Here is a 17,256-nt window from a genome sequence, read left to right as displayed (position 1 = left end):
CCCCCCCCCGCGTCTCCCGACTTACTGCCAGCCGTAACGGCGGACCCAGATGCCCTTGAGCAATTGCGTCAACACGCAGTAGCCCAACAAGATGCCGACCAACCACGGGAAGTAGCTCCAAGGCAGGGCCTGCAGCTGGAAGTACTCGGCCAACGGCGAAAACGGCAAGACCAGGCCCATGGCCACCACCATCATCGTCATCGCCATCAGCGGCCACGCCGCCCGGCTTTGCAGGAACGGAATCCGGCGCGTGCGGATCATGTGCACGATCAGCGTCTGCGACAGCAGGCCTTCGACGAACCACCCTGACTGGAACAGCGTCTGGTGCTCGGGCGCGTTAGCCTGGAACACGTACCACATGAGCGCATAAGTGGCGATGTCGAAGAGCGAGCTGATCGGACCGAAGAACACCATGAAGCGGCCCAGGCCATCGGGGTCCCATTGCTGCGGCTGCTTCAGGAGTTCCTCATCGACATTGTCGAAAGGGATCGCCGTCTGGGAGATGTCGTACATCAAATTCTGCAGCAAGAGATGAATGGGCAGCATCGGCAGGAAAGGCAGGAAGGCACTGGCCACCAATACCGAAAACACATTGCCGAAGTTCGAGCTGGCCGTCATCTTCAGGTACTTGAGCATGTTGCAGAAGGTCTTGCGGCCTTCGATCACCCCATCTTCCAGCACCATCAGGCTCTTTTCCAGCAGGATGATGTCGGCAGCCTCCTTCGAGATATCCACCGCCGAATCCACCGAAATGCCCACGTCGGCGGCACGCAAGGCAGGCGCGTCGTTGATGCCGTCCCCCATGAAACCCACCGTGTTGCCCTGCGCGCGCAGGCTGCGCACGATGCGCTCCTTGTGCGCAGGCGTCAGCCGCGCGAACACATTGGCCTCGCGCACCGCGATCGCCAGCTGGGGGTCGTCCATGGCCTCGATCTCGGCGCCAAGGTAGACACGGCGCACCTCGAAATCCACTTCACGGCAGACCTTCTGCGTCACCAGCTCGACGTCACCCGTCAGCACTTTCACTTCAATGCCCGAGGCTTTCAGCGCCGCCAGCGCGGGGCCGGTCGATTCCTTGGGAGGATCCAGGAAGGCGATATAGCCCACCAGCACGAGGTCGGATTCATCGGCCACGCCATACACCTGCTGCGTGGGTGGCATTTCCTTGACGCCCACCGCGATCACCCGCAGGCCGTCGCGGTTCAGTTCCGCCGTCACCCGGCGGATGTCCGCCCGGCGCGATTCGGTCAGCAGGTGCACCTCGCTGCCCACCCGCAGCCGCGTGCAAACGGACAGCATTTCCTCCAGCGCGCCCTTGCAGATCAGTTCATGGTGGTCGCGGCCGTTCTCGGTCTCGTTGACCACCACGGACATCCGGCGGCGCGAGAAGTCGAAGGGGATCTCGTCGACCTTGCGGTAGCGCGACGCCAGGTTCAGCCGGCGCTGCACTTCGGCATGCTGCAACACGGCCACGTCCAGCAGGTTCTTCAAACCAGTCTGGTAGTAGCTGTTCAGATAGGCATAGGCCAGCACGTCGTCGCTGCTGGTGCCGTAGACGTCGGTGTGGCGCTCCAACACGATGCGGTCCTGCGTCAGCGTGCCGGTTTTGTCGGTGCACAACACGTTCATCGCGCCCAGGTTCTGGATGGCGTCCAGCCGCTTCACGACCACTTTGCGACGCGACATGCGCAAGGCGCCCTTGGCCAGCGTGGCGGTGACGATCATCGGCAGCATTTCGGGGGTCAGCCCCACCGCGATGGCCAAGGCGAACAGCAGCGCCTCGAGCCAGTCGCCCTTGGTGAACCCGTTGATCAGCATGACGATCGGCGCCATCACCAGCATGAACCGGATCAATACCCAACTGACCCGATTGATGCCTTGCTGGAATTGCGTGGGCGCGCGGGTGGCTTGCGTGACGCGCCCGGCCAGCTGGCCGAAATAGGTGTTGCTGCCCGTGGCGACGACCATCGCGCTGCCCGAGCCGCTGACCACATTCGTCCCCATGAAGGCCATGTTTTCGAGTTCCAGCGAATTGCCGGTTTCGACGCGCTGGACGGCGTGCTTTTCAACAGGCAGCGATTCGCCGGTCAGCGCGGCCTGCGCGATGAAAAGGTCTTTGGCGTTCAGAATGCGGCAGTCGGCGGGAATCATGTCGCCCGCGGACAGCAGCACCACGTCGCCCGGCACCAGTTCCGCCAGGGGCACTTCCCGCTGGCGCGAGCCGGATTCATGCATGGGCGCCCCGTATGGGCGGCGCTCGCCGTCGTCCGCGGCAGGCGCCAGCGCACCACTGCGCAGCACCGTGGCGGTGTTCTGCACCATGGCCTTCAACGCCTCTGCCGCCCGGTTCGAACGGAGTTCCTGCGCAAAGCGCAGCAGCGTCGAAATGACGACCATGGATCCGATGATCACGACCGCCGTCCACGACTGCTCGTCCGGTGCAGCCATCCACACATCGGTCAGCCCCGACAGGGCCGCCAGCGCGGTCAGCAGCAGATTGAATGGATTGCGGTACGACAGCCACAAATGCGCGGGCCAGGACAAGGGCTTTTCGTGGTCCACCTCATTGGCGCCGTGACGCTCGCGCGCCGTCTGCGCCTGGGTTTCAGACAGACCGCCGCGGCCGCTGCCCAGCAGCAGGAACAGGGCATCCATGCCCATGCGGGACATATCAAGCATGCGGCGGTTGGCGCGTCGCGACGAGTCGGAAGCGGCCGATGCCGCCACGGCATCAACGCCTTGCTCCAGCATGGGAGAGCGACGGAAGTGGCGGCCGGCGCGCCGCCGGCCCGCGGCGGACGAAAAAAAAGATTTCAGGAAGGTAAACATCGGAGTGCTCCGGTTTTTGGTGTTGTTGTCGGAGACACGGGCGAACCTGCCCTTTGGGCTGCGCGCGGGCAGCAGCGGGCCGCGGCCTTCGCGGGAAAGCCGTCAATCCGCCGCGTACGGGCGTGCGCAGGCACCGGGGCAATGTTGCCGGTGTCCGGATCGCGTCGAAGTCGCGCCGGGTGCGGAAAACGGAAAGAGGCTAGCTAGGGAATCGAGGCCGGCGCCATTGGCGTTTGAAGGCCAGGCCGGGGATTCTTTGCTGCGGAGTCCGTGGGAACCGGAATGACTATCCGGCCGGTCGGCTCGCAGTGAGGAGACAGGTCAGACAGGCATGCCGGCGCCATGCACATGGCGCGATCGAGGGTCGGGGTCTAAGGCACTAGGCATGATCTCTCCTGGGATGGGGCGCTGGCGTCAGGCCATCGACGCGACTTGCGCGCCGAAATGCACGTGACGCACGGCGGGGTTGGCGCTCAGGCGGCGGGCTTGCGACATCAATTCCGCCCGCAGTTCCGGGGGGCAATTCACCGTGATGCAAGCCGACGCCATGCTCGGGTCGTGGCCCTGGTCGACCTGCACTTGCGAGACATCCAGGCCGGCGGCGCTGAAGTCCAGGCAGATCTGCTTGCGCAAGGCGCCCAGTTCGTCGCGCGGACAGATGACCGTCAAGCGCGAGGTGCCGCGGCGGCGGCCCAGGGCGGTGGCGCGGTCCACGCCGGCGCGGCGTAGGAACAAGTCGAAGAAACGCATAACGACCTCCATTGCAAGAATGGGGAGCGTGATCGCGAGTACGCGTGCACACCCGCGCGGCGCATGGCGGGCGGGCACAAGACGTGCACGAACGCAGGCGCTGCGACAAGCGGCGGTTCTGGCGGTTTACGTTGGGGAGATTCCCGGCAAGCCGAAGGCCTGCGCTATTGCCTGGGTAGAGACCCAAGGCCTGGGATACGCCGCAACCTGCATGACAGGATGCGGCAGATGGAGTTCTGCGTGTTTCCTGTCAGACAGCGAGGTCGATGCAAGATCGACTACTTTCGCCGGAATCGGTATTCACGAAGACTGCTCCTGGGATGGATAACAGCGGAAGTTTACGCGGGTTTCCACTGATGGACAAGGTTTATGCGGCGAAAAGGCGCGGATAACGGGCAAAAAAATGCAAAAGCGGCGCAAGCTTCGCAAAGCCTGCGCCGAGAGCGCCACTCCGCCCGGGATCAGGCGTAGAAATGCCACCCCAGATATGCCGCGAACAGGGCATAGAAGCCGCCCACCGCCGACAGCGCCGGCACGCTCATCACCGACCGGCGAAAGCGCAGCCACAGCAGCCCGATAGACAGCATCGTGAACAGCCCCGCGGCCAGCAAAGGGGCGTCCAGCAGCCACGGCGTCATGAAGATGCCCAACGCGCTGGGGATGGTGGCCTGGATCATCATCGCGCCCGAAATGTTGGCCAGCGCCAGGCGTTCCTTGCCCTGGCGCACCCAGATCAGCGCGTTCATGATTTCAGGCAGTTCGGTGGCCACCGGGGCCAGCAGCAAGGCGGCCACATGGGGCGACGCGCCCATGAATATGCCCAGCGCTTCGATCTGGTTCACGAACACGTGCGAAGCGCCCGCGATGACCACCAGGGCCAGGGTCGTCTGCGACGCCGCCCAGAACATGGTGGGGTCTTCGTCACGGGGGCGCAGCTTGAGCGGTTCCAGATCTTCGCTGTCGGTGCGTTCCTCGTCGTGGCTCAGTTCGCGCTTGATGTACAGGCCGTAAGTGGCCAGGAACAGGATGCCCAGCCAGGGCTTCCATGCGAAGGCCAGCAGGCCCAAGCCCACCTTGAAGAGGAAGATGCCCATGAACCAGGCCTGGTCGCGGGCCAGCCGGCGCTGGTCCGCGTTGATACAGTTGGCTTGCGCGGGCTGGCCCCGGCGCGCGCGCCACAGGGCAATGCCCACGACGGCGTACGCCAGCGTCGCCAGCACCAGCGGACCGCCCATGGCGGCGCCGACGCCGATGTCTTTCTGTTCCGGGGTGTCGCCAAACACCACCGCCATGAAGGTGACCGCGCTTTCCGGCAGCGCCGTGCCGAACGCGGCCAGCACGGTGCCGGTCGCGGTCGCGCCCAAATGGAAGCGATGTCCGACCCATTCGACGCCGTTGACGAAGAACTCGCAGGCGAAGTAGATCACTGCCGCGGACAGGAAAAACAGAAACAGGGTGAGCAACATATGAACGCAGCCGGACGAGCAGAAACCAATGGCGCGACGCAGCGGCTCGCCCGGCTAGGGTGAACGCAACGCGGCCAAAGGTCTCGCCTGGCTGATCCATGCGGCGGGGGCGGGCCGCTTGCATGGAAACCGTTAGCGCCATGGGGTTCTAACAACCGCTACGCGGCCCTGAACCACCAAGTCTGTTGACGCTAACTCCTTTGGGGGCAAAGGATGGCTACTCCCCAATGACAGAGCGGCGATTGTAGCAGCGTGCTCGTGACGGTCCAGCGAATCCCGCGCGGACGCCGCGGGAACCGCATGCGCTGTTGTTTGCACGCGATAGCGGGGTAAAGTAAGCCGCATTCCCACCTTTCGCGGGGTTCGCGCCCCTGCCTGCCATGAGCCTGCCTCCCGCCGACATCGCCCCCTTCGCCGCCCGGCGCCAACGCCTGATGGAGCGGATGCGCGCCGACGGCGGCGGCATCGCCATCCTGGCGACCGCGCCCGAAGCGATCCGCAACCGGGACGCCGAATACCCCTATCGCCACGACAGCGATTTCTTCTACCTCACCGGATTCACCGAACCCGGGGCCTGGCTGGTGCTGATCGCGGGGGCCACCGACCGCGCCGTGCTGTTTTGCCGCCCGCGACATGTCGAGCACGAGATCTGGGAAGGCAAGCGCTTCGGCCCCGAAGCCGCCGCGGCCTATTTCGGCTTCGATGACGCCCACGAACTCGACGCACTGGACGAGCTGGTACCCAAGCTGATGCTGGACCATCCCACCCTTTACGCGCCGCTGGCCAGCGACAAGCGCAGCGACGGGCGCCTGCACCGCTGGCTGGCCGCGGCCCGCGAAGCCAGCCGCGCCGGCCATGCGCCGCCTTCGCGCCAGCAGGACATCCGCCCGCTGCTCGCCGACATGCGGTTGATCAAGGATCCGGCCGAAATCGCCGTGATGCGGCGCGCGGCCAAGATCTCGGCCGGCGCCCATGCGCGCGCCATGCGGGCCGCGCGCGCCGGCATGCGCGAGTACGAACTGGAAGCCGAACTGCTGTATGAATTCCGCCGCCACGGCGCCCAGGCCGTGGCCTACAACAGCATCGTCGCCACCGGCGCCAACGCCTGCGTGCTGCATTACCCGGCGGGTGAAGCCGTATTGCGCGACGGCGACCTGGTGCTGATCGACGCGGGCTGCGAGGTCGACAGCTACGCCAGCGACATCACCCGCACCTTTCCGGTAAACGGCCGCTATAGCGGCCCGCAGCGCGCGCTGTACGACCTGACCGTGGCGGCGCAGGAAGCCGCGGCCCAGGCCACCGCTCCCGGCCGTACCTTCAACGACGGCCACGACGCCGCGTTGCGCGTGCTGGCGCAGGGCATGCTGGACCTGAAGCTGTTGAAGGGTTCGCTGGATGGCGTGCTGGAATCCGGCGACTACAGCCGTTTCTACATGCACCGCACCGGCCACTGGCTGGGCCTGGACGTCCATGACGTGGGCGACTACCGCCAACCCGGCCCGGCCCAGGGCGCTGACAGGCCCTGGCGCAAACTCGAGCGCGGCATGATGCTGACCATCGAGCCGGGCATCTACGTGCGGCCGGCCGACGACGTGCCGGAAAGTTACTGGAATATCGGCATCCGCACGGAGGATGATGCGCTGGTCACGGACGAAGGCTGCGAACTGATCACGCGCGGCGTACCGGTACAGGCCAGCGAGATCGAAGCGTTGATGCGCGAATAGCCGGCCCTACAGGACCAGCCCGTCCAGCCAGCCCATCGCCACCCAGACGTAGACCACCACCATGGCGATGGCGAACATCGAGACGATGGCGCCCACCAGGCACGCCAGGATGGCGACCAGAACTGGCCCCCATCCGGTTGACGAGAGTCGGCCCAGCCCGGGGTTATAGAGACGGTCGAATTTTTCGTCCGGCATCAGCGAGAACACCGCGCTTTCAATGAACCCGTCAATCATCGGGATGAAGACCAGGAAGAACGCGGGGTTGTCGTACCAGACGGGATAGAAGCGGAACGCGCAGAACAGGCAGACCAGCGACAGCGTGGTGACCAGCCAGGCGTGGCGCCGGCCCAGATACCACCAATGGGCGCCAAACGCCCCGAACAGGCAGGCCAGCAGCCCCACGGCGACTTTGCCGCGCGGGCGGCGCGAGGATACGGCGGACAGCGGAGGGGAAACCTGAACCTGCGTCATATCGATCAACCGGGAAGGTGGGCCGCGCGACCCGCCGCGTCGGCTGTCCCGGATTGTAGTGGACGGTTAAAATCGGGACATGACTGCATCTGCCTTCGACATAGCGATTCTTGGCGCCGGCCCCGTGGGCCGCGTGCTGGCCCTGATGCTCGCGCGCGGGGCGCCGGACCCGGCCCGCATCGCCCTGCTTGCGGGCGCCGCGCCCGCGCCGGCCACGCCCGCCGCGGCCGTCCCCGCCGCCGACCCCCGCGTGCTGGCCATGAACCATGGCAGCCGCGTGCTGCTGGAATCGCTGCATGCGTGGCCCGAGCGGTCGGCCGACATCCGCAACATCCATGTCTCGCAGCGCGGGCGGCTAGGCCGCACCGTGATCCAGAACACCGACTTCGGCGTGCCGCAGCTGGGCAGCGTGGTCGCCTATTCCGGGCTACATGCCAAGCTGGACGAGTGCGTGGCCGCCAGCGGCGTCACCGTCCTGACCGGCCCCGCCGCGCAGGTGGACAGCCAGGACGCGGACGGGGTGCGCATCATGCAAGGCGGCGAGACGCTGCGATGCCAGGTGGCCGTGCAGTCCGATGGCGCGGGCGCGACCGACCTGCGCCGCGACTACGGCCAACACGCCGTGCTGACGACCGCGCACGCCACCTTGCCGCGTCGCGGCTGGGCCTGGGAACGCTTCACCGCCGAAGGGCCGTTGGCGCTGCTGCCTCACCCGCAGACGCCGGAGGCGTACTCCGTCGTGTGGTGCAGCGCCCCGGACCGCGCCGCCGAACTGGCCGCGCTGGACAATGCGGCGTTCTCGAAAGCGCTGTCGACGGCTTTTGGCGATCGCCTGGGCCGGCTGTCCAGCCAGGCCCCGCGCCATGTCTTTCCCCTGGCGCTGGCCGCCCGGCGGGCGCAAGTGCAAGGCCGCGTGGCCGCCATCGGCAATGCCGCGCAGACGCTGCACCCCGTCGCGGGCCAGGGCCTGAACCTGGGGCTGCGTGACGCCGCCCGGCTGGCCCAGGCGCTGGCCGGCTGGCTCGCTCGCCCCGAGGCCAGCCCCACCGTCCTGCTGGCCGAATTCGCGCAGGCACGTCAGGTCGACCGCGTCATCACCGCCGGTCTGACCGACCTGATGCCCCGGGTGTTCGCCACCGGCCTGGCGCCGGTCGAACACGCCTGCGGCCTGGCCTTGCTGGGGATGGACCTTGCTTCGCCGCTGCGCGCGCCACTGGCCCAACACCTGCTGCAGGGTTTCCGCGCCTGATTCCGCGGCGTTCCGTCCCCACCAGGGGGATGGAATCGCCTGCTTTCGCCTTCGTTTGTTACCAAGCTGTTGCCAGCCGAAAACGGGGGTTCGATCGAGCCGGTTAAAATGTGACCATGCGCATAGGCCAATGGACCCTTCCCAACAATGTTCTTGTCGCGCCCATGGCGGGCGTGACGGACCGACCTTTCCGGCAACTTTGCAAGAAGTTGGGCGCGGGCTACGCCGTGTCGGAAATGGCTGCCAGCAACCCCAAGCTGTGGGATAGCGTCAAAACGTCCCGCCGTCTGAACCACGACGGCGAGATCGCCCCCATTTCCGTGCAGATCGCCGGCGCCGACCCGGCCATGATGGCCGAAGCGGCGGTGTTCAACGCCGGCAAGGGCGCCCGGATCATCGACATCAACATGGGATGCCCGGTGAAAAAGGTCTGCAACGTGGCCTCGGGATCCGCGCTGCTGCGCCATGAAGACCTGATCGCCCGCATCCTGGACGCCGTCGTGTCCGCCTGCGCGCCACTGGGCGTGCCGGTCACGCTGAAAACCCGCACCGGCTGGGACCGCGATAGCCGCAACGCCTTGCGCGTGGCCAAACTGGCTGAAAATGCCGGCATCTCGGCCTTGACCCTGCACGGCCGCACGCGCGCCGACCTCTATACGGGCGAGGCGGAATATGACACTATCCGCGCCGTCAAGGCCGAGCTGACCATTCCCGTGATCGCAAACGGAGATATCGACTCACCTGAAAAAGCCAGGCGCGTCCTGGATTACACTGGCGCCGACGCGGTCATGATTGGCCGGGCGGCACAAGGCCGTCCCTGGATCTTCCGCGAAATCGATCACTATTTGCGCACGGGCGAAACACTGGCCCCTCCCTCCTATGGGGAAATGCGCGAGCTGCTGCTTGAACATCTCGACGACCATTACCGGTTCTATGGCGAGCACACCGGCGTACGCACGGCGCGCAAGCATATCGGCTGGTATCTGGACGGCCTGCCGGGCGCGGATTCGTTCTGTGCCCGCATGAACCTGATCGACAACACCCGCGACCAGTGGCGGGCGGTGTCTGATTGGTTCGACATCATCTCGCGCGACGGCGAGCCCCACCCGGCGCCGGTCGCAGAAGCCCTGCTGGCGGCATGACCGCCTCAACACCAACATAAAAATATCTGTACTCAAATGAGCAAGAAAGATGTCCTGGAAGAATGCGTGCGCGCCAGCCTTGAGCGCTATTTCGAAGACTTGGGTGAATCCGAGCCCCACGATATGTGGGACATGGTGATGCGCTGCGTCGAGCGCCCGGTGCTTGAAGTGGCGCTGGAGCGTTCGGGCGGCAACCAGTCGCGGGCATCCGAAATGCTGGGCATCACCCGCAACACCTTGCGCAAGAAGTTGCTGGCGCACAATATCCAGGTATAGCTTTTCCGCGTGGGCGGCCCCTGTCGGGCGCCGTCCTCCCCTTCGCAGATTTCCCATCCCGACCTGAACGAGAAAGGCGCCCCGCCCGACTCCCGTCCCCACCATGAAAATCGAAACCGCCCTGCTTTCGGTGTCCGACAAGACCGGCATCGTTGAATTTGCCCGCGCCCTGGCCGCGCGTGGCGTGCGCCTGTTGTCGACCGGCGGCACCGCCAAGTTGCTGGCAGACGCCGGCCTGACCGTCACTGAAGTGGCGGCCCACACCGGATCGCCTGAAATCCTGGATGGCCGCGTCAAGACGCTGCACCCCAAGATCCACGGCGGCCTGCTGGCCCGCCGCGACAGCGCCGAGCACATGGACACCATCAAGGCGGCAGGCATCGATCGCATCGACATGCTGGTGGTCAACCTGTATCCGTTCCGTGAAACCGTCGCCAAGCCGGACTGCACGTTCGCCGACGCGGTCGAGAACATCGACATCGGGGGCCCGGCCATGCTGCGCGCCGCCGCCAAGAACCACGGCACGGAAGCCGGCGGCGTGACGGTCGTGATCGATCCGGTCGACTATTCGCGCGTGCTGTCCGAAATGGACAAGAACGGCAGCACCTCCTACGGCCTGCGCCTGGCGCTGGCGTCGAAGGTCTACGCCCACACCGCCGCCTACGACGGCGCCATCGCCGCCTACCTGACCAGCCTGACCGAAGCCGAACCGGCCCAGGAAGCGGTTCCGGCACGCAGCGAATGGCCCGGCACGCTGACCTTGCAGGTCAAGCAGGAACAGGCGCTGCGTTACGGCGAGAACCCGCACCAGACCGCCGCCTTCTATGTGGATGCACAGCGTCCGGCCGGCCTGCTGGGCAACTACCGCCAGCTGCAGGGCAAGGAACTGTCCTACAACAACATCGCCGACGCCGACGCCGCATGGGAATGCGCGCGCAGCTTCGACGTGCCCGCCTGCGTCATCGTCAAGCATGCCAACCCCTGCGGCGTCGCCGTGGCGGCCGACACCCTGGGCGCGTACCAGCAGGCATTCAAGACCGACCCGACCTCCGCTTTCGGCGGCATCATCGCCTTCAACCGCCCGGTGGACGCCGCCACGGCCGAAGCCGTCAGCGGCCAGTTCCTGGAAGTGCTGCTGGCCCCGGCCTATGACGGCGCCGCACTGGCCATCCTGGCCGCCAAGAAGAACGTGCGCGTGCTGGAAGTGCCGATGGGCGTGGGCCAGAACGCCATGGACATCAAGCGCGTGGGCGGCGGCTGGCTCGTGCAGAGCCCGGACGCCTACAACGTGCCGCGCGATGCGCTCAAGGTGGTCAGCAAGCGCCAGCCGACCGAACAGGAAATGAACGACCTGGCCTTCGCCTGGAAGGTTGCCAAGTACGTCAAGTCCAACGCCATCGTGTTCGTGGGCGGCGGCATGACCCTCGGCGTGGGCGCCGGCCAGATGAGCCGCATCGACTCGGCCCGCATCGCGTCGATCAAGGCGGAAAACGCCGGCCTGACCCTGAAGGGCTCGGCCGTGGCGTCGGACGCGTTCTTCCCGTTCCGCGACGGCCTGGACGTGGTGGTGGCGGCGGGCGCGACCTGCGTGATCCAGCCCGGCGGCAGCATGCGCGACGACGAAGTCATCGCCGCGGCCGACGAACATGGCATCGCCATGGTGCTGACCGGCACCCGCCACTTCCGCCACTGATGCGCGTCCTCGGCATCGATCCCGGCTTGCGCCGCACCGGTTTCGGTGTGATCGATGCCGAAGGCTCGCGGCTGCGTTACGTGGCCAGCGGGACCATCGTGGTCCCGCCGGCGCTGACGCTGTCCGAACGCCTGAAAGTCATCCTGGACAATCTGCGCCAGGTGGCGCGCGACACGCAACCCGACGTGGCCGCGCTTGAAATCGTCTTCATGAATACCAATCCGGCGTCCACCCTGCTGCTGGGCCAGGCCCGGGGCGCCGCGCTGTGCGCGCTGGCCGACAGTTCGCTGGTCGTGCACGAGTACACCGCGCTGCAGATCAAGAAAGCCGTGGTGGGCACCGGGCGCGCCGCCAAGGAGCAGGTGCAGATGATGGTGCAGCACCTGCTGGCACTGGACGGCACGCCCGCGCCCGACTCCGCCGACGCGCTGGCCTGCGCCATTTGCCACGCCCACGTCGGCCCGTTGCAGGACAAGCTGGAACGCCTGGGCACGTCGCTGCGCATGAGCGGCAAGACACGCATCCGCAACGGCCGGCTGATCGGCTGAACGCGCCTTGGCGCGTATAGAATGCCCGCATTCGCCGCGCATTCCGCGCGCCTCTTCTGCCCTTCCCTTACCAGGCCATCATCACCATGATCGGACGCATCACCGGAACCCTGATCGAAAAACTGCCCCCGACCATCTGCGTGGACGTGGGCGGACTGGGCTATGACATCGACGTATCCATGAGCACGCTGTACGCGCTGCCGGAGACCGGCGCGCGCGTCACGCTGTACACGCACCTGACGGTGCGCGAGGATGCGCACATCCTGTATGGCTTTGGCACCGCCAGCGAGCGCAGCGCTTTTCGCGAACTGATCAAGGTCAGCGGCATCGGCGCGCGCACCGCGCTGTCGGTGCTGTCGGGCATGTCGGTGGCGGATCTGGCCCAGGCCATCACCTTGCAGGAATCGGGCCGCCTGACGCGTGTGCCCGGCATCGGCAAGAAGACGGCTGAACGCCTGTTGCTGGAAATGCGCGGCAAGCTGGGCGGGGACATCGGCGCGACCTCGCATGCCACGCCCGACAACCAGTCGGACATCCTCAACGCGCTGTTGGCGCTGGGATATTCGGAAAAGGAATCGCTGTCGGCGTTGAAAACGTTGCCCGAGGGGGTCGGCGTGTCGGACGGGATCAAGCAGGCGCTGAAGGCGCTGGCCCGCTGATCACAGATAGCGGGGGGCGACGGCCTCCAGGCCGGTCGGCACGACGTGCAGTTCCGGCGCGATGGGGCCCGCACAGATGTTGTCGCGGCGCAGGGAATCCAGGTTGTCGCGCGACATCAGGGGCTTGCCCGGCAGGCATTCGAACAACCGGGCCTGCAGGCGGCCCAGCCCCATCGGCACGCTGATCACCGGCCGCGGATGGCCGCTCCAGGCGGCGCACAACCGCGCGATTTCGCCCAACGTATAGATTTGCGGCCCGCCTAATTCATACGTCTTGCCGCAGGTGTGCGTATCGCCCAAGGCGGACACCATCGCTTCGACCACATCGCCCACATACACCGGTTGCATGCGCACATGCGCGCCCGCCAGCGGCAGCACGGGCAGCCAGCGCGCCAGCCGGGCGAACATATTGGTGAACTGGTCGTCCGGGCCGAATAGGACCGACGGACGGAAGATGGTCCAGCCGCCTTCCGACGCGGCCTGGAACTCGTGCTTGATGGCGGCTTCGCCGTCGCCCTTGGAGCGCTGATACATGCTGTCGCCCTGGGAATCGGCGCCCAGGGCGCTGACGTGCAGCAGGCGATGAACGCCCTGGCGCCGACAAGCCTGCGCAATACGCTGCGGCAACAGGACGTGGGCCCGCGCGAAATCAGACCCGTACGGCTGGCCGGAATTGCCGTGCAGGATGCCCACCAGGTTCACGACGGCATCGCATCCGCGCACCAGGTCATCCAGCGAGGCGTCATCGTGTATGTCGGTCTGGACGAGCGTGACGGTGGGAAAGACTTGCAGTTCGCTGCCCCGCGCCAGCAGACGCGTGGGCACAATCATCTGATGCAGGCTGCCGGACAGCCTGGCAATCAGGTGACGGCCGATGAAACCGGTGCCGCCGATGACAAGGATACGCATGCCGCAGCCTCCTGTTCGTCAGGATCGAGTCCCGATTCTGCCCTGCGCAGGCTGCAACCGCAAGCGTGCATCGGCGGTCCGGCGCCCGGACCGCTCACGAAGATCAGGCAGCCAGCAACCTGGCGTAGGCCGGAAGGTCGACGTTGCCGCCGCTGATGATGACGCCAACCCGCGCGCCGCGCACCGGCACGACGTTCTGCATGACCGCGGCCGCGCCCAGGCAGCCGGTGGGTTCCACCACCATCTTCATGCGTTCGGCGAAGAACTTCATGGTGGTGACCAGCTGCGCATCCGTCACCGTGACGATGTCGCGCACATGCTTCTGGATGAGCGGGAATGTCAGGTTGCCCAGGTGGGTCGTGGCGGCGCCGTCGGCCAGGGTCTTGGGGGCGGGGATGCGGACGATTTCACCCTTGCGCAAGGACTGCTGGCCATCGTTGCCGGCTTCCGGCTCGACGCCATAGACCAGGCAGCCCGGGCTTAGCGCGAACGCGGACAGGGCAGATCCCGACAGCAGGCCGCCGCCGCCCAGGCAGACGAACAGGTAGTCCAGTTCGCCGACTTCCTCGAACAGTTCCTTGGCCGCGGTGCCCTGCCCCGTGATCACGTCTTCGTGGTCGTAGGGCGGAATCAGCGTGGCGCCGGTTTCCGCCTGGATGCGCAGCGCGATTTGTTCGCGGTCTTCGGTGTAGCGGTCATAGGTGACGATCTTGCCGCCGTACCCTTCGGTGGCCGCGCGCTTGGCCGCGGGGGCGTCCAGCGGCATGATGATCGTGGCGGACACGCCCTGCAATTTGGACGCCAGCGCGATGGCCTGCGCATGATTGCCGGACGAGAAGGTCACCACCCCCGCGGCCCGCTGTTCCGGCGTCAGACGTGCGATGGCGTTGTAGCCGCCGCGAAACTTGAACGCGCCCATGCGCTGGAAGTTCTCGCACTTGAAGAAGACCGATGCGCCGCTGATGGCGTCGGCGGTTGCCGAGGTCAAGACGGGCGTGCGGTGTGCGTTGCCGGCCAGGCGCTCGCTGGCGCGCACGACATCATCATAGGTAGGCAATTCGGGCAGCATGGGAATCCGGTCCTTTGATCGCAGGAATGTCGAAACCCCAGGATCATAAACCCGTCGCGCGGTTTGCGCCCCCCCGCGCCTACTTGCCGAACAGATCGCCGCCCGTGGCGACGCCGGTAGGCGGGGTCAAGCCCAAGTGGCGCCAGGTGGTCAGCGTGGCGGTGCGCCCCCGCGGTGTGCGTTGCAGGTAGCCGTGCTGGATCAGGTAGGGCTCGATCACGTCTTCGATGGTGTCGCGCTCTTCGCCGATGGCGGCCGCCAGGCTGTCCACGCCCACGGGCCCGCCATCGAACTTGTGGATGATGGCTTCCAGCAGCTTGCGGTCCATCAGGTCCAGGCCCTGGGGGTCCACTTCCAGCATGGCCAGCGCGCGGCCGGCGACGTCGGCGTCAATGGTGCCGCTGGCCTTGACTTCGGCGTAGTCGCGCACGCGGCGCAGCAGCCGGTTGGCGATCCGGGGCGTGCCGCGGGCGCGGCGCGCCACTTCCGCCGCGCCGTCCGGCGTGATGGCGGCGTTGAGCAGGCCGGCGCTGCGCGTCACGATGTGGCCCAGGTCGGCCGCGTTATAGAACTCCAGCCGCGAGACGATGCCGAAGCGGTCGCGCAGCGGGTTGGTCAACATGCCCGCCCGCGTGGTGGCGCCCACCAGCGTGAACGGTTGCAGGTCCAGCTTGACGCTGCGCGCTGCGGGGCCTTCGCCGATCAGGATGTCGATCTGGAAATCTTCCAGCGCCGGATAGAGGATTTCCTCGACCACGGGCGACAAGCGGTGGATTTCGTCGATGAACAGCACATCGTTCTTTTCCAGGTTGGTCAGCAGCGCGGCCAGATCGCCGGGGCGCTCCAGCACGGGGCCCGACGTCTGGCGCAGCTGCACGCCCATTTCGTGCGCGATGATGTGGGCCAGCGTGGTCTTGCCCAGGCCGGGCGGGCCGAACAGCAGGACGTGGTCCAGCGCCTCGCCGCGCTTGCGGGCGGCGGCGATGAAGATCTCGAGCTGCTCTCGGGCGCGCTGCTGGCCAACGTATTCCTGCAACGCCTTGGGCCGCAAGGCGCGTTCGATCGATTCCTCGTTGGGCGACACCGGCTGCGGCGCCACGATACGGGGGGCGTCGGGACGGGAAGAAAGGGAATCGGACTGAATGGCCATGGTGCGGATACGACAAGGGACGAAGCAGGATGCATCGTACCGTATGCGGGGCCCCGGAGGGCCCCGCCGCCCTATGCGGTTTCGGACAGCGGCAGCTTCACTCGCACGCACAGTCCGCCGGATTCCGCCTGGCGCAATTCCAGCGAGCCGCCGTGGGCGCGGGCAATGGCCTCGGCCAGCGCCAAGCCCAGGCCCACGCTGCCGGTACGCGTGCGCGCGTCGTCCAGCCGGCTGAAGGGGCGCAGCGCCTCCTGGCGGCGTTCGGGCACGATACCGGTGCCATGGTCGGCCACATCCAGCACCGCATGACGCTCTTCCCGGCGCAGATTCACCTCGACCGGCGGCGCGCCATGGTTCAACGCATTGCCGATCAGATTGTCCAGCAGCCGGCCCAACGCCACGGCGTCCGCCTGCACCACCAGCGGCGCGTCGTCGTCGTCGGCCTTCAGGTGGATGTCCGTGCCCGCGCCATGCCAGGCGCCAACGCGTTCGGTCAGCCAGTCTGACAGCACGATGGGCGCATAGCGGTACGCGGCGGGATCGGTGCCGCGCACGAAACCGATGAACTGGTCGACCATGTGCTGCATGTCTTGCAGATCGGTGCGCAAGCCTTCCTTCAACTTGGAATCGTCGGCCATTTCGATCCGCAGCCACATCCGCGACAGAGGTCCTTTCAGGTCGTGCGGCAAGCCGGACAACAGCGTCCGGCGCACCGAATCGGATTCGGCCAGCGCATCCAGCATGGCGTTGAAGCGCACGCCCAGCGCCCGGGTTTCATGCGGCCCCGAGGGTTCCACGCGTTGCGGCTGCCCCGCGGCCAGCCGGTCGGCGGCATCGGCCAGCCGGGTGATGGGCCGCGTGATGTGCCACGAGAAGCCCACCGCCAGCAACAGCAACAGGCCCAGGCCGCCAAGCCAGGCCGCAATGAAGGGCGTGGCGACCGGCGGGTCCAGGCGGTCCAGCGGGATGACCAGCCATTCACGCAAGCGCGGCGCGTCTTCGCTGGCGGAGTTGGGCGCCAACGAAATGAAGATTTCCGGCGCCGGCCCATGCGACAACGCCACGCGAGTGCCATCGTTCAGGCGTTCGTTCAGCAATTGCACCAGCACGCGCAGATCGCGGCGAATATCGTCCGGCTCGGGCTTGTAACGGCGCATGTGCTCTTCGCGGGCACGTTCGTGCTCGGCGGCGTCGCGCGGTTCCGCCCGGCGCCCGTCGCCACGGTTGCCATTGGCATCACGGTCGTGGCCACCGACGTCGGGCGGCGGCGGCGGAGCGTCCCCGGGCTGGGAGGCAGGTGGCGGCGGCGGAGGGGGAGGAC

The 17,256-nt window shown here is 66.7% G+C and carries 15 protein-coding genes and 1 riboswitch; of the genes, 7 read left to right on the top strand and 8 right to left on the bottom strand.

Going from position 1 to position 17,256, the window contains the following annotated elements:
* Positions 1–21: 21 nt before the first annotated feature.
* From mgtA to ACE039_RS12015, 3 genes are all read right to left on the bottom strand, one after another.
* Positions 22–2,829: a magnesium-translocating P-type ATPase gene (gene mgtA, locus ACE039_RS12025; RefSeq protein ID WP_485822464.1), complete on the bottom strand. Its 2,808-nt coding sequence runs from the start codon at positions 2,827–2,829 to the stop codon at positions 22–24.
* Positions 2,830–3,243: 414 nt separating this feature from the next.
* Complete coding sequence (locus ACE039_RS12020; RefSeq protein WP_485822463.1) at positions 3,244–3,579, bottom strand: hypothetical protein; 336 nt, start codon at positions 3,577–3,579, stop codon at positions 3,244–3,246.
* A gap of 461 nt (positions 3,580–4,040) precedes the next feature.
* The gene (locus ACE039_RS12015; protein ID WP_485822462.1) at positions 4,041–5,045 is read right to left on the bottom strand and encodes a sodium:calcium antiporter; all 1,005 of its coding nucleotides are present in this window, start codon (positions 5,043–5,045) and stop codon (positions 4,041–4,043) included.
* A 78-nt stretch (positions 5,046–5,123) separates the two neighbouring features.
* Positions 5,124–5,284: riboswitch (yybP-ykoY riboswitch) on the bottom strand.
* A gap of 141 nt (positions 5,285–5,425) precedes the next feature.
* Here ACE039_RS12015 and ACE039_RS12010 point away from each other — a divergent pair.
* Positions 5,426–6,769 carry an aminopeptidase P N-terminal domain-containing protein gene (locus ACE039_RS12010; protein ID WP_485822461.1) on the top strand — a complete coding sequence of 448 codons (1,344 nt, stop codon included), beginning with the start codon at positions 5,426–5,428 and terminating at the stop codon, positions 6,767–6,769.
* A gap of 6 nt (positions 6,770–6,775) precedes the next feature.
* Here the strand turns inward: ACE039_RS12010 and ACE039_RS12005 are convergent, their stop codons facing one another.
* Entirely contained in the window at positions 6,776–7,240 is a 465-nt protein-coding gene (locus ACE039_RS12005; protein ID WP_105555580.1) for a TM2 domain-containing protein, read from the bottom strand.
* Positions 7,241–7,319: 79 nt separating this feature from the next.
* On the opposite strand from ACE039_RS12005, the gene ACE039_RS12000 reads away from it, so the two are divergent.
* The 6 genes from ACE039_RS12000 (at position 7,320) to ruvA (ending at position 12,807) form a co-directional block, all read left to right on the top strand.
* On the top strand, positions 7,320–8,489 hold the full coding sequence (locus ACE039_RS12000) for a UbiH/UbiF/VisC/COQ6 family ubiquinone biosynthesis hydroxylase (RefSeq protein ID WP_485822460.1): 1,170 nt from the start codon (positions 7,320–7,322) through the stop codon (positions 8,487–8,489).
* A gap of 116 nt (positions 8,490–8,605) precedes the next feature.
* Positions 8,606–9,631, top strand: coding sequence for a tRNA dihydrouridine synthase DusB (dusB, locus tag ACE039_RS11995; RefSeq protein ID WP_199196730.1), 1,026 nt, complete (start codon positions 8,606–8,608; stop codon positions 9,629–9,631).
* A gap of 36 nt (positions 9,632–9,667) precedes the next feature.
* Positions 9,668–9,907 carry a helix-turn-helix domain-containing protein gene (locus ACE039_RS11990; RefSeq protein WP_006217670.1) on the top strand — a complete coding sequence of 80 codons (240 nt, stop codon included), beginning with the start codon at positions 9,668–9,670 and terminating at the stop codon, positions 9,905–9,907.
* 103 nt (positions 9,908–10,010) lie between these two features.
* Positions 10,011–11,600, top strand: a complete 1,590-nt coding sequence (gene purH / locus ACE039_RS11985) for a bifunctional phosphoribosylaminoimidazolecarboxamide formyltransferase/IMP cyclohydrolase (RefSeq protein ID WP_105555353.1) — start codon at positions 10,011–10,013, stop codon at positions 11,598–11,600.
* A complete protein-coding gene (ruvC, locus tag ACE039_RS11980; RefSeq protein ID WP_313464045.1) occupies positions 11,600–12,148 on the top strand; it encodes a crossover junction endodeoxyribonuclease RuvC in 549 nt (182 codons plus the stop codon). The genes purH and ruvC overlap by 1 nt, the downstream gene beginning before the upstream one ends.
* An 86-nt stretch (positions 12,149–12,234) precedes the next feature.
* A complete protein-coding gene (gene ruvA / locus ACE039_RS11975) occupies positions 12,235–12,807 on the top strand; it encodes a Holliday junction branch migration protein RuvA (protein ID WP_485822459.1) in 573 nt (190 codons plus the stop codon).
* Here ruvA and ACE039_RS11970 read toward each other — a convergent pair whose 3' ends face one another.
* The 4 genes from ACE039_RS11970 to risK all read right to left on the bottom strand — a co-directional run.
* On the bottom strand, positions 12,808–13,716 hold the full coding sequence (locus ACE039_RS11970) for a complex I NDUFA9 subunit family protein (protein WP_485822458.1): 909 nt from the start codon (positions 13,714–13,716) through the stop codon (positions 12,808–12,810).
* A gap of 103 nt (positions 13,717–13,819) precedes the next feature.
* Complete coding sequence (locus ACE039_RS11965) at positions 13,820–14,785, bottom strand: threo-3-hydroxy-L-aspartate ammonia-lyase (RefSeq protein ID WP_105555357.1); 966 nt, start codon at positions 14,783–14,785, stop codon at positions 13,820–13,822.
* Between the two features lie 79 nt (positions 14,786–14,864).
* Positions 14,865–15,935 carry a Holliday junction branch migration DNA helicase RuvB gene (ruvB, locus tag ACE039_RS11960; RefSeq protein WP_105555358.1) on the bottom strand — a complete coding sequence of 357 codons (1,071 nt, stop codon included), beginning with the start codon at positions 15,933–15,935 and terminating at the stop codon, positions 14,865–14,867.
* Positions 15,936–16,006: 71 nt separating this feature from the next.
* A partial coding sequence (gene risK / locus ACE039_RS11955) for a sensor histidine kinase RisK (protein WP_485822457.1) occupies positions 16,007–17,256 on the bottom strand: 1,250 nt, incomplete at its 5' end.

Source organism: Achromobacter maghribensis (assembly GCF_057334215.1).
The sequence above is the reverse complement of the archived record's forward strand: the minus strand, read 5'-3'. Positions and strand labels throughout refer to the sequence as shown.

Bases quoted from the DNA above. Each gene is read 5' to 3' on its own strand.
- mgtA (WP_485822464.1), bottom strand. From the start codon at position 2,829: ATGTTTACCTTCCTGAAATCTTTTTTTTCGTCCGCCGCGGGCCGGCGG.
- ACE039_RS12020 (WP_485822463.1), bottom strand. From the start codon at position 3,579: ATGCGTTTCTTCGACTTGTTCCTACGCCGCGCCGGCGTGGACCGCGCC.
- ACE039_RS12015 (WP_485822462.1), bottom strand. From the start codon at position 5,045: ATGTTGCTCACCCTGTTTCTGTTTTTCCTGTCCGCGGCAGTGATCTAC.
- ACE039_RS12010 (WP_485822461.1), top strand. From the start codon at position 5,426: ATGAGCCTGCCTCCCGCCGACATCGCCCCCTTCGCCGCCCGGCGCCAA.
- ACE039_RS12005 (WP_105555580.1), bottom strand. From the start codon at position 7,240: ATGACGCAGGTTCAGGTTTCCCCTCCGCTGTCCGCCGTATCCTCGCGC.
- ACE039_RS12000 (WP_485822460.1), top strand. From the start codon at position 7,320: ATGACTGCATCTGCCTTCGACATAGCGATTCTTGGCGCCGGCCCCGTG.
- dusB (WP_199196730.1), top strand. From the start codon at position 8,606: ATGCGCATAGGCCAATGGACCCTTCCCAACAATGTTCTTGTCGCGCCC.
- ACE039_RS11990 (WP_006217670.1), top strand. From the start codon at position 9,668: ATGAGCAAGAAAGATGTCCTGGAAGAATGCGTGCGCGCCAGCCTTGAG.
- purH (WP_105555353.1), top strand. From the start codon at position 10,011: ATGAAAATCGAAACCGCCCTGCTTTCGGTGTCCGACAAGACCGGCATC.
- ruvC (WP_313464045.1), top strand. From the start codon at position 11,600: ATGCGCGTCCTCGGCATCGATCCCGGCTTGCGCCGCACCGGTTTCGGT.
- ruvA (WP_485822459.1), top strand. From the start codon at position 12,235: ATGATCGGACGCATCACCGGAACCCTGATCGAAAAACTGCCCCCGACC.
- ACE039_RS11970 (WP_485822458.1), bottom strand. From the start codon at position 13,716: ATGCGTATCCTTGTCATCGGCGGCACCGGTTTCATCGGCCGTCACCTG.
- ACE039_RS11965 (WP_105555357.1), bottom strand. From the start codon at position 14,785: ATGCTGCCCGAATTGCCTACCTATGATGATGTCGTGCGCGCCAGCGAG.
- ruvB (WP_105555358.1), bottom strand. From the start codon at position 15,935: ATGGCCATTCAGTCCGATTCCCTTTCTTCCCGTCCCGACGCCCCCCGT.